Source organism: Weissella sp. LMG 11983 (assembly GCF_025908495.1).
GTDB classification, from domain to species: Bacteria; Bacillota; Bacilli; order Lactobacillales; family Lactobacillaceae; genus Weissella; species Weissella fermenti.
Genome location: NZ_JAOZFD010000001.1, coordinates 852,319 through 864,916, shown reverse-complemented (window position 1 = coordinate 864,916; position 12,598 = coordinate 852,319). Strand labels below are relative to the sequence as shown.

At 40.2% G+C, this 12,598-nt stretch carries 10 protein-coding genes and 2 pseudogenes; all 12 read left to right on the top strand.

Translation table 11 applies throughout. The features are described 5' to 3' along the window. The first annotated feature begins 98 nt into the window (after positions 1 to 98). The 12 genes and pseudogenes from OIT45_RS04600 (at position 99) to OIT45_RS04545 (ending at position 12,343) form a co-directional block, all read left to right on the top strand. A pseudogene (locus OIT45_RS04600) lies at positions 99 to 1,483 on the top strand (DHA2 family efflux MFS transporter permease subunit). A gap of 184 nt (positions 1,484 to 1,667) precedes the next feature. After that, positions 1,668 to 2,252 carry a sugar transferase gene (locus OIT45_RS04595; protein ID WP_199404733.1) on the top strand — a complete coding sequence of 195 codons (585 nt, stop codon included), beginning with the start codon at positions 1,668 to 1,670 and terminating at the stop codon, positions 2,250 to 2,252. An 83-nt stretch (positions 2,253 to 2,335) separates the two neighbouring features. Further along, entirely contained in the window at positions 2,336 to 3,067 is a 732-nt protein-coding gene (locus tag OIT45_RS04590; RefSeq protein WP_199404740.1) for a GntR family transcriptional regulator, read from the top strand. A 210-nt stretch (positions 3,068 to 3,277) separates the two neighbouring features. Further along, complete coding sequence (locus OIT45_RS04585) at positions 3,278 to 5,737, top strand: phosphoketolase (RefSeq protein ID WP_264339893.1); 2,460 nt, start codon at positions 3,278 to 3,280, stop codon at positions 5,735 to 5,737. Positions 5,738 to 6,482: 745 nt separating this feature from the next. After that, complete coding sequence (locus OIT45_RS04580; protein ID WP_264339892.1) at positions 6,483 to 7,136, top strand: hypothetical protein; 654 nt, start codon at positions 6,483 to 6,485, stop codon at positions 7,134 to 7,136. 34 nt (positions 7,137 to 7,170) lie between these two features. After that, positions 7,171 to 8,022, top strand: coding sequence for a lipopolysaccharide biosynthesis protein (locus tag OIT45_RS04575; protein WP_199404736.1), 852 nt, complete (start codon positions 7,171 to 7,173; stop codon positions 8,020 to 8,022). Between the two features lie 341 nt (positions 8,023 to 8,363). Then, positions 8,364 to 9,317 carry a glycosyltransferase family 2 protein gene (locus OIT45_RS04570; protein ID WP_199404737.1) on the top strand — a complete coding sequence of 318 codons (954 nt, stop codon included), beginning with the start codon at positions 8,364 to 8,366 and terminating at the stop codon, positions 9,315 to 9,317. A gap of 22 nt (positions 9,318 to 9,339) precedes the next feature. After that, positions 9,340 to 10,491, top strand: a pseudogene (locus tag OIT45_RS04565) (glycosyltransferase). A 13-nt stretch (positions 10,492 to 10,504) separates the two neighbouring features. Beyond that, positions 10,505 to 11,209: a glycosyltransferase family 2 protein gene (locus OIT45_RS04560; protein WP_199404739.1), complete on the top strand. Its 705-nt coding sequence runs from the start codon at positions 10,505 to 10,507 to the stop codon at positions 11,207 to 11,209. Positions 11,210 to 11,253: 44 nt separating this feature from the next. After that, complete coding sequence (locus tag OIT45_RS04555) at positions 11,254 to 11,514, top strand: transposase (protein WP_264329967.1); 261 nt, start codon at positions 11,254 to 11,256, stop codon at positions 11,512 to 11,514. 2 nt (positions 11,515 to 11,516) lie between these two features. Further along, positions 11,517 to 11,675, top strand: a complete 159-nt coding sequence (locus OIT45_RS04550; protein WP_264339891.1) for a hypothetical protein — start codon at positions 11,517 to 11,519, stop codon at positions 11,673 to 11,675. After that, positions 11,636 to 12,343, top strand: coding sequence for an IS3 family transposase (locus OIT45_RS04545; protein ID WP_264339890.1), 708 nt, complete (start codon positions 11,636 to 11,638; stop codon positions 12,341 to 12,343). The genes OIT45_RS04550 and OIT45_RS04545 overlap by 40 nt, the downstream gene beginning before the upstream one ends. The last annotated feature ends 255 nt before the right edge of the window (positions 12,344 to 12,598 follow it).

Below are 12,598 nucleotides of genomic sequence, written 5' to 3'. Positions count from 1 at the left end.
ATGGACGTAAATAAAACAAGAAATGATATGACAGAAAGGAAATACATTAATCCTTACTGGTGTTTCTACGTTTCTCCACGTTTTATGTAGCAGGCTATATGGACGGAATTAGCAAGAAAGAGCGAGGTGTCTTGATCATCTTGATTGCGGGAGTCTTTTTGGGATTCTTGAATCAAACGTTGATGAACACGGCCTTGCCACAAGTCATGGCAGACTTTCACATCTCAACCGCCCTTGGTCAATGGATGACGAACGGGTACATGTTGGTAAATGGTGTGATGGTGCCACTAACAGCCTTCTTAATTCAACGCCTTAAGACGCGAACGCTGTACTTAAGCGCGGTATTTATTTTTGCGGTGGGAACGATTGTTGCAGGGTTCGCACCTTCATACCCTATCTTGATTATGGGACGTATGATTCAAGCGGCTGGAGCGGGCGTTTTCGGGCCCTTGATGAACGTGGTTGTGATGAACCTGTTCGCCGCTGACCGTCGTGGTCAAGCGATGGGAATTATCGGGTTGGCGTTGAACTTCGCACCAACCATCGGACCAACGCTATCTGGGTTTGTGGTCTCTAACCACTCATGGCGCTGGTTGTTCTTGGGAATTGCCCCACTAATCATTATTGATTTGATTTTGGCATCTATCTTCTTGAAGAATATTGGTGAACAAAAGTTCTTGAAGTTCAACTTCTTGGGGATGGTCCTTTCAAGTATCGGTTTGGGAAGTTTGTTGTATGGATTCTCCAACGCTGGTACTGGTAACTGGCTAAGTCCAGATGTATGGGCATTTTTGTTAATCGGTATTGTTGTAACGGCCTTGTTTGTCTACCAACAAACACACTCAAGCAAGCCATTGTTGAACTTTGATGTTTTCAAGTATCACAACTTCACGATGGCAACGTTGATTAACGTTGTCTTGATGGCTGCACTGTACGGTGGTGCTTTGATGCTACCGCTTTACATGCAAACGGTTCGTGGTCAATCAGCCTTTATTTCTGGGCTGGTCTTGTTGCCAGGCGCCTTGATTACGGCGTTCTTATCGCCGACGTCAGGTAAATGGTACGACCAGTTTGGGGTGAAGCGTTTGGCCCCAATCGGGCTGGTGTTTGTGGTTATCGGAACGATTGTTTTGGCAACATTGCAACTAGATCACCAATCTGGTTGCCAGCCGTTGGTCAATTCATCCGTCAACTTGGTTTGGTCATGGTCACGATGCCAATTCAAACCGAAGCCTTTAACTCATTGCCACTTGAGATGGTGCCAGATGGATCAGCGATGTACACGACGATTCGTCAGGTCGCCGCTTCGTTTGGAACAGCCGCTTTGATTACGGTATACAGCTTAGTCTCATTGGGCGCACCAGCTAAGATGGCTCAAGTGCATGCTGATTTAATTGGTATTCATGCAGCGTTTTGGATTGCGACTGGATTGGTTGTGCTGGCGTTGGGGTTGACTCAATTATTCAGACAACGAAATAATTAATAGCGGAAAAGCGGATTACAGTAAAGTGTAGTCCGCTTTTAAAATATACGTGTAATTTATTAGACTAATTTTGTTCAACAACTGTCCCTATACTGTTTCCATTTATAACAGCTTAAATGCCACGCTTTCCGAGGATAATTTCTGATTGAAAACAGAAGAAATATCCACGGGAGAGTGAAAAAGGATGTATGAAAGGATTTGGAAACGCACTTTTGATGTTGTTGGGGCTGCTATCTTGTTAATCATAGGCTGTATTCCGATGTTGGTTGTATCGGTATTGATTAAACTAGAATCACCTGGGCCAGTGTTGTTTAAGCAACTACGAGTTGGTCGCCATTCGAAGCCGTTCAATCTATATAAATTTAGATCAATGCGTATTGATACGCCTGAAGTAGCATCGAACGATTTACACGGGCATAGTTACGTGACGAAAATCGGCCGGATTATGCGTAAGACCTCGATTGATGAATTACCACAATTGTTCAATATTCTAAAAGGCGAAATGAGTTTCATTGGACCACGACCAGTGATCGTTTCGGAAGAAGAGTTGGTATTAGAACGTAAGAACCGAAAAGCTGAGCGCTGCCTACCTGGTATTTCTGGGTGGGCGCAAGTCAATGGGCGTGACCGAGTGACGGTTTTGCAAAAAGCTACTTATGATGCTGAATATGCCTTAGATATCAATGTCCTACGTGACGCTAAAATTCTATTTTTGACAATTTACAACATCTTGTTTGCGCGTGGTGTTGTTGAAGAAAAAATTCAATAGCGTAAAAAGTGGTCCAACCAAACTTTTGGTTGGACCACTTTTGTGTTAAGATAGATTCCGAATTACAGTAGGAGGGCAGTATGATGCCGGAAGAAGTCCTTTACATGAAAGTTTTGGGAGATTTGAAGAGCCGCATCTATAGTGGCGAATTCCCCAATTTAAAACTACCAGACGAACGTTCTCTGGCGATGTCATACGATGTATCACGCAGTTCAATCAAACGTGCGTTGAACGTATTGGCCCAGCAAGGCATTATTTTTAAAAAACGTGGTTCGGGGACCTTTGTTAACCCGTTGTACTTAAAAAACCAATCGATGTTCCACGCCATCGGTAACAATTTGGGCGTTTCTGACTCATTCCGTTTTAACGGTGAGGCACCAGCGATTGAGCTGCTATCATTTGAAACTGAAGAAGCAAACGAAGAGACACGATTGGCGCTCTTTTTAGAGCCAGGAGAGCAAGTTTACCGCATTAAGCGTTTACGTAAATTGCAGGATCAAGCTTTTATGATTGAGAATGCGTTAGTTCCGACGAAATTGCTGCCTAACCTGACCAGTGAAGATTTGGGCCATTCTATGTTTCACTACGCTGAAGCAACGACCAAAAAGGCGGTTACGAAGTCGTTTATGACAGTTACTGTGGAACCTTCAGATGAAGATGACCGCACGCACTTACAGCTGAGTGAGGTTGAACCAGTCGGTGTTATGGCAGGTATCTATTTCCTAGATGACGGTACACCATTTGAAGTTGGAACGATGCGTGTGCATTATAAGTACATGCGTTATAACAGTTTTGTCAGTTTGGATGGCGAATAAATGTGAATTCACAAATAATTCACATTTACGTAATTCGTTGATATAACAGCGTTTTGAGACTATGAAACAAAAAAGCACAAAATTGGACCGCTCCAATTTTGTGCTTTTTATTGTACCAATTTTTGAAATCTGTTATTATAGTACTTGTAATCCAGAAGATAACTTCTGCGATTGAACCTTTTCTCAAAATTATAAGGAGATTTAATCAAAATGGCAGTAGATTTTGATTTAAAGGAATACCTTGCTAAGGTTGATGCTTGGTGGCGTGCTACCAACTACCTTTCAGCAGGTATGATCTTTTTGAAGAGCAACCCATTGTTCTCAGTTACGAACACACCAATTACGGTGGAAGACGTTAAGGTTAAGCCTATCGGTCACTGGGGTACTATCTCAGGACAAACTTTCCTTTACGCACACGCAAACCGTTTGATCAACAAGTACGATCTAGACATGTTCTACATCGGTGGACCTGGTCACGGTGGACAAGTTATGGTTACGAACTCATACTTGGACGGTTCATACACTGAAAACTACCCTGAAATCACTCAAGATGTTGAGGGTATGTCACGTTTGTTCAAGCGTTTCTCATTCCCTGGTGGAATCGGATCACACATGACTGCACAAACGCCAGGTTCATTGCACGAAGGTGGAGAACTTGGATACTCATTGTCACACGCAACTGGTGCCGTTTTGGATAACCCAAACCAAATCGCATTTACTGTTATCGGTGACGGTGAAGTTGAAACTGGTCCTTCAATGACTGCTTGGCACTCAATCAAGTTCTTGAACCCTAAGAACGACGGTGCAGTTTTGCCAATCTTGGACTTGAACGGATTTAAGATTTCAAACCCAACGATCTTCTCACGTATGAGCGATGAAGAGATCACTAAGTTCTTCGAAGGTTTGGGATGGTCACCACGTTTCATCGAAAACGATGACATCCACGACTACATGGCATACCACGAGCTTACGGCTAAGGTTATGGACCAAGCTATCGAAGACATCCAAGCAATCCAAAAGGACGCCCGTGAGAACGGTCGTTACGAAGACGGTGAAATTGCAGCATGGCCTGTAATCATCGCTCGTTTGCCAAAGGGTTGGGGTGGTCCTACTCACGACCAATCAGGAATGCCAATCGAAGATTTATTCCGTGCCCACCAAGTTCCACTTCCTTTGTCATCAAAGAAGATGGAAACGTTGCCACAATTCGAAGAGTGGATGAACTCATACAAGCCAGCTGAATTGTTCAACGAAGATGGTTCATTGAAGTCAGAATTGGCTGAAATGGCACCTAAGGGTGACAAGCGTATGGCTTCAAACCCAATCGCTAACGGTGGACGTCGTCGCGGTGAAGAAGCTCAAGATTTGGCTTTGCCAGATTGGAAGCAATTCGCTAACGACATCAACGAGTCAAACCGTGGAACTGAATTGGCTGACTCAAAGCGCAACATGGACATGAACGTGTTGTCAGGATTCTTCGCTGAAATCTCAAAGATGAACCCAACGTCATTCCGTATCTTCGGACCTGACGAGACGATGTCAAACCGTCTATGGGACATGTTCGAAGTAACGAACCGTCAATGGATGGAAGAAGTTAAGGAGCCAAACGATCAATACGAAGCCCACGAGGGACGTATCTTGGACGCTCAATTGTCAGAGCACCAAGCTGAAGGTTGGCTGGAAGCTTACACGTTGACTGGTCGTGTTGGTGTATTTGCATCATACGAATCATTCCTACGTGTAGTTGACTCAATGATTACTCAACACTTCAAGTGGTTGCGTCACGCCTCAGAGCAATCATGGCGTAACGATTACCCATCATTGAACTTGATCTCAACTTCAACTGTATTCCAACAAGACCACAACGGTTACACTCACCAAGATCCAGGTATCTTGACGCACTTGGCTGAAAAGAAGTCAGACTTTGTTCGTCAATACTTGCCAGCTGATGGTAACACTTTGTTGGCTGTCTTTGGTCGCGCATTTACTGAGCGTCACAAGGTTAACCACATCGTTGCTTCAAAGCAACCACGTCAACAATGGTTCTCAGTTGAAGAAGCTCAAGAATTGGCAACTGAAGGTTTGAAGGCTATTGACTGGGCTTCAACTGTTGCTGAAGGTGAGCAAGCTGACATCGTCTTCGCATCTGCTGGTGTTGAGCCAACGATCGAAACTTTGGCTGCTTTGAACTTGGTTAACGCTGCATTCCCAGCCGTTAAGATGCGTTATGTAAACGTTGTTGAATTGCACCGTTTGCAAAACAAGAACGGTGAGATGAACCACGAGCGCGCTTTGTCAGATGACAAGTTCAACGCTTTGTTCGGTGAGTCAGGAACGCCTGTTGTCTTCGGATTCCACGGATACGAAGACTTGATCGAGTCAATCTTCTACGAGCGTCAACACTTGGGATTGCACGTACACGGATACCGTGAAGATGGTGACATCACTACGACTTACGACATGCGTGTATACTCAAAGTTGGACCGCTTCAACCAAGCTAAGGACGCTGTTGCTGTCTTGGCTGCTAACGGAGTTGTTTCAGCTGACGAGGCTGCTGCATTCGACAAGAAGATGGATGACATCTTGGCAAAGCACTTCGAAGTTACTCGTAACGAAGGTCGCGACATCGAAGAGTTCACTGACTGGAAGTGGACTGCTTTGAAGAAGTAATCTACTGCCGTACGATTAATTCAAAGTAAATAAACACTAAAGCTGATTTCGATCGGCTGAGGTACATTAAAGACCACTACTAACTCTGTATGAGCTAGTAGTGGTCTTTTTTGACTTTATGCCCAATAGCGTTGCTTGACACCTTTGGTTGAAATTCCCGCTTCCCAAAATGGTCACATATACTTCGTGAAGCGGGAATAATGATTCAATAAAATTGGATGAGCATGAAAAAAATACGTATAAGAAATGAATCAGATGAAGCAAAAGAATCATCAGAATTTTTGTCGTAGAAAAGTAATTGAATTATTAGGAAGTGCAGATAATCTAAAGCTTCAAGTATCTATGTATTTTGTGGAATACTCATTTTTCACGAATTTACATGGACAAGGAGCGATGGAGCGATGATTTTGCTATGTATAAACGAATTAAAGATATTTGAAAAGACAAAGAAATCTTACTTGTTGAGGGAATAAATACGAAATTAGGTATAGAAAATGATTTGCATTGAAAATGGTGAATTTGTGATTCGTATTTTAATTCCTGCTGTAAATGCTATTAGTCAATATAAAGTAGTCTTCAATTATGCTAAAGGTTACATACAACAGAATAAGCCCAGGAAAGGGGAATTCCAGTAGTACCAATTCTATGACACTTGCAGCAGACTGAGCGAAGCTTGAAGCGAATATGAAGGAGACCATGTCTTTAGCAAAAATTTTTGTGATGCAATTGTAAGGAGGAAATAATTATGATGAACAGGCAGTCTAGAAAGAAAAATTCTATTTTAAATTCTTCATTGGGACTTCTGACGCAAGGTGTAATGATGGTTTGCCAATTTATCATGCAAACGGTCTTTATTAAAACATTGGGCGCGGAATACTTGGGGCTGAATGGTTTATTCACTAATGTTCTCCAATTTCTCGCACTTGCGGAATTAGGAATAGGGGGGGCCATAACTTTTTCACTATACAATCCAATAGCTAATAATGACACACCATTAATTAGGTCCATTATGAAATTGTATAAAAAAGTTTATACGTATATTGGCCTATTCATCTTGGGTGGTGGAATAATTATTTCATTTTTCTTGAATGCATTTATTTCGGGAAGCACAATCCAAAACATGCAGATGCTGTTTTTGCTGTTTTTGCTGAATTCAGCAGTTAGTTATTTTTTTGCATACAGAAGGACTCTACTGATTGCTGATCAGAGAGCGTATGTTGATTCAATGAATCAGGCGATATTTAAAGTGATACAAGTGATGTTACAAACTGTATTTTTGGTTGCTACGCATAATTATGTCTTCTACTTGATAATTCAAATTGTGGTGACTGTTAGCAGCAATTTTTCTATTTATGCAAAAACTCAGAAACTATATCCTTTTCTAAAGATTCGGATGTGAAATTAAAAAAATTGACAACGAGATTTTAATAAACTTGAAGAAGAATGTGGTGGGAGCGTTAACAGCAAAAATTGGCAGCTTTGTAATGTATGGAACAGATAATTTACTTGTTTCCAAATTCATAGGACTAACAATGGTTGGGGTCTACTCTAACTATATCTTGATTTTTAATAGTGCGGGGAGTTTGCTGTCGCAAATGCTAAATCCATTTGCGGCTAGTATAGCTAATTACGTAAATGATGATAGTACTTCAGATACGAATGGTATATTTTTCAAATACATGTATTTAGTTGTATCCATGACGTTATTAGTTGGAACTGTTTTATCATTAGTTACTAATATCTTTATTTCAATTTGGTTAGGTGATGAATATATTTTAAATGCCCCAATTTTTGCTGCTATGATTTTTAATTGGATGATTAATGCGATGCGAGCGTCATCACTATCATTTATGACTGCTTTAGGGACATATTGGGAGGTAAGATGGAAGTCACTTATTGAGTCCGCGGTTAATCTAGTGGTCGGGCTGTTGCTGATTACGCAAACAAACCTTGGAATTGTATCGGTGGTTATTGGGACTTTAAGCGCAAATATTTTCATCAATGTATGGTTTGAACCAATGGTGGTATTTAGAAAAGAACCTAGTTTGAATGTGAAAAAATATATTGTGCGCTATCTGTTTTACGCCATGATTGCGGCTGTGGTCTCGGTTATTCCCTTGTTGGGGTTATACAGTGTTGATTCACCAACATTTTTAAATCTAATGATTGTTGGTGTCATCGCTGTGATAGGTTTTGTTGTTGTATATGGGATTCTTACGTTTGGATTTGATGAAAGTAAATACGCTCGTTCATTAATCAGAAAAGTCATCCTGAATAAGAAGTGAGGTATAAGATGTAAGTTCGAAAACATCTGATTTACTTGCAAAAAAATAAATAAATTTAGATTGAAAAGCAGCGATTTTGCTGCTTTTTATTTGTGCTGAATACATTGTTTGTAACCACCAAGGAATGCGAGGTGAGTACTACTACAGAGAATCTTCACATTTCCGGAACATAATTTATCTTTTTTAAAGTTATGATGAAGAAGGACGGAAAAATCAGACCGTTATTTTATCGAAATAATATACAGATGCTATTTTCAAAAAAATTCAAATGGTGATAAATGGCGAATAACTAATTTGTTTTTAATCAAAAAGTATAGAAAATGATGAAAGGAGAAATATAAATGGAGATGATTTCGGTAATTGTACCCACGTTTAATGACAGTGAATATCTACGGGAATGTCTGTTTTCGATACAAAAACAGACATTAAGAAACATTGAAGTGATTGTGGTTGATGATGGAAGTGTGGATCAAACAAAGGAAATAGTTACGTCATTTTGTGCATCTGATAATCGATTCAGGTACATATACCAGAAAAATTCCGGTGTGTCTGTTGCGCGGAACACCGGAATTGAAAATGCACAAGGTGATTTAATTACTTTTGTAGATGGCGACGATTTTATACATATTGATTATTTACAAAATTTGGTGAATTGTTTCAAAACAAATAATCATGTGGATGTGGCAGTTACTAGCTTTAGAATAATTGGTGGTGACTGGCGTGCTGAAAGGCATAAAAGCACTCCAATTTGGATGACTGGTAGGGCAGCGACTACTAAAATGTTGCAACAGGATGGGTTTGACGTATCTTGCTGGGGTAAGATGTATCGCCGGAATTTGTTTTGTAATAAAAAGTTTTTGAGTGACGTGATATACGAAGACATGTTATTAACAACAGAATTGTTGATGGAGGCTCGTTATGTAGTGTTTATCGATGAGGGGTTGTATTCATATAGAAAGACGGCCAATAGTCTAATCAATTCACCATTTTCCGGTCGAGAATTTTCAATATTTAAAGTATCTGAAAATCTGAAGTTGATCATTGACGAGAAAGATATTGACTTGAGACAAGCGCTTGCAGAGAAGATATTTAGCACTGTCAGTTCCGTCCTTAGGAAGATGAGAAATGAACCACATTCAAGTTTTTATGCAGAACGCAGGAAATTAATTGATCTAGCAAAGTCAGAAGTTAAATATATAAAGGTTACGCGAGTTAAACGATTTAAGACAAAAATCATGGTGTGTGTGTTTAGGGCTAACCAAGGTGTCTACCAAGCGTTATTGAATAATGTATAACTAGAAAAAAGAGAGAAACAATATGAAAGAGAAGGTATTGTTGCTGGCCGCTAAGGCTAACATGATTCAACAATTTAATATGCGAAATATCAAGTTATTACAGAAACTTGGTAAAGAAGTGCATGTAGCCACGAACTTTAAAGATGGTGGTTCGATAGATCAAGCGGGAGTCAACGAACTGGTTAAAGAATTAGAGAACATGTCCGTTATTTGCCACCAAATTGATTTTGGGCGAGGTTTTGGCTCAGTAGCTGGAAATTACATAGCCGTAAAACAGCTTTTGAGCATTTTAAACAAAAAAGAAGAGTGGGCATTTATTCATGCTCATTCTCCGTTAGGTGGTGTTTTAGGAAGGATAGCGGGTAAACTGACCGGAGTTAAATCTATATACACAGCGCATGGTTTTCATTTTTTTGTGAAAGGACCACTAAAAAATTGGCTAATCTTCCCAGTAGAGTGGGTGTTTGCAAAGATGACCAGTCGGTTAGTAGTTGTGAATCAAAACGATTATAAAATTAGTAAATGGCTACCAGTTTCTAAGGTTACATATTTACCCAGCATTGGATCAGATGTAACTAGCAAGCTGAATCAAGATGAACATGAAAAAGCGAATAAGCGAGAGATCTTTAGGCGTGAAATGAAATTCAATGATGATGATTTTGTGTTTTTATCAGTTGGTGAGTTAAATGATAATAAAAATCATGCAATCGTAGTCGAGGCTCTGAAGCGTTTACCAGCTCAAGTGAAATATATAATTGCGGGTATAGGAGAAAACAAAAGCAAGCTTGAAGAACAAATCATTAAAAACGGTTTAACGAATTGAGTTAAGTTGCTGGGATATCGATCGGATTTATCTACTGTATATGCTGGTGCGGACGCGTTTGTATTTCCGTCAAAAAGAGAAGGATTTGGTATTGGTGGATTTGACGCCTTATTATCAGGCCTTTACGTGATAGGGACAAAAAATACGAATATGAAAGACTACATTGTTTCAGACGACCTAGGCGTTTTAGTGAATACATCCAGTGAACCGGCAATTGTAGGCGCGATGGCGAAAGTCTACAATAATCGCCAAAGTCCTAATCTGTCTCAATGGTCGGGATACCTGAATCAATTTGATGAAACAAACGTTGATAAAATTATGAATGAAGTGTATATCCAGGAATTGAAATAACGGGAGGTACGGCATGAAAAAATTATCGCTGATAATGCCTGTCTATAACGTGAAAAGCGAATTGATGGAATTGTTATTTCAATTGAAGGGGCTTGACCTTAAAGATATTGAAATTATTTTTATTGATGATGGATCAACGGATGGTAGTGCTGAATTGTTGGAGTCGTTCAACGAAAGTGTGATGCATGGGAACATGACAATAATTTCGCAATGCAACAAAGGGGTGAGCGCTGCAAGAAATGCAGGGTTAATAGAGTCGACGGCAGAGTTTATTTGGTTTATAGATCCTGATGACTTAATTAATATTGATTTATTAGGAGTTGTTTTTGATTCTTTAGATAAATACGATTTAATACAGTTTTCTTATGACAGATTTTCCCAACTTGGGGACATTGAGTGGGAAAAGCATATTCCCTCAAAAAACATCACATCATTGACAAAAAACAACTTATTTAAAAAGTTAGCGACAGAGGAAGTAGAAGATTATCCATGGGCGCATATTGCCAAAAAATCTCTATACGTTGATAATAATCTGATATTTCCCGTTGGACGAAAGTATGAAGATATGGCAACCACTTATAAGCTATTTCAATCTGCTGAGAAAATCGGTTATTTTAATGTGCCGCTTGTTTACTATAGGCAACGAGAAGGATCTACTGTTCACACGCCGACAAATCAATATTTAGATGATTGCTCTTATGATGAGATTCCGGACTAGTTTTTCTAGTTTGGTAAAATATCATCATAGGAGTATTTTTATTTATGGTTACACGTTATGAAGAGGACTTTAAAAAGTCCATCGTGGAGATGGTTAAAGCGGGCCGTCGGCCCGATGAATTATCCAAGGAATACGGTCCTTCAGCCAATTCAATTCGGAATTGGGTCAAAAAATATGCGCCTGTAGAAGTGAATGGCGAATCAATATCAGCTGATGAATTGAAGAAGTTGCGTAAGGAAAACGCAATTTTGAAAGAAGAGCTCGAAATTTTAAAACGTGCGGCGGTGTTGCTGGCAAAACATTAGTTTTGCGCGGTAGAAGTGTTGTTTTACCAATTATCCACAAAAATTTGGTACAGGGGCACCGCATCACACGCGTTCTGAGTGCTTTGAAAATTCCAATGTCCACTTACTCTGACTGGATCCATTGGGAGCCGAGCGCACAGAAATACAACACAACAAATTGAGAATTGCCGTCGAATCAATTTACACAGCCAATAAAGGCATTTATGGTTATCGACGAATTGCTAAAACCATGCGCGACTTATTCAAACTAGCAATCAGCGACCGCTTTGTATGGCAATTGATGAGTGAAGCTGGCTTGAAATCGCGTATGCAAAAGCGATATAACAAGCCTACAACAGTCAATGACAAAGATCAGATGCCAAATCTCATTATCAATCTGGATGACCTAAGTGGCGTAATTACAACTGACATTACGTATATCCAGTTGACCGATAAGACATGGGTTTACATGGCTAGTGCATATGATCCGGAAGACCGTAAGGTGCTGTCGTATCGAATCGCAGATACGATGACAGCTCAACTAGCAACCTCAGTAATCGTTAAGGCGCTAAGACGAGGTGAAAAACCACTGTATGTGCATAGCGATATGGGAAGCCAGTATACCAGCGAATTGTTTGAAAATACACTGGAGTCCATAGGTATTAGGCACTCTTACTCCCGTAAAGGGCACCCTTACGATAATGCCCGCATCGAAAGTTTTCACTCGTTACTCAAGAGGGAGCTGATCTACCAACAGGATTTCGAGAGTATCGCTGATGTGCAAGCCGCTGTTGGATGGTACGTCAACTGGTATAACAACAATCGTATATCACTCCGTGATGCCGCCTAGACCAATTTCTAGATGACATAAACGCGATTATACAAATTTGCCTATACACCGGCGTTTACAAGCACTGACTTTGTGAAGTCCAAAAATCACTCTGACAAGTGCTTATTTGCTATACCCTCAGACTTGTGAAATTCAACAAAATCCAAACTAGACCACCGTAACTCCATAGCCTCCGGCAGGCACAGGGGCAAAACCCCTGGACCCCATTAAAAAATGACCCAAAATCTGTACGAAATCAGGTCATTTTGAAAAATT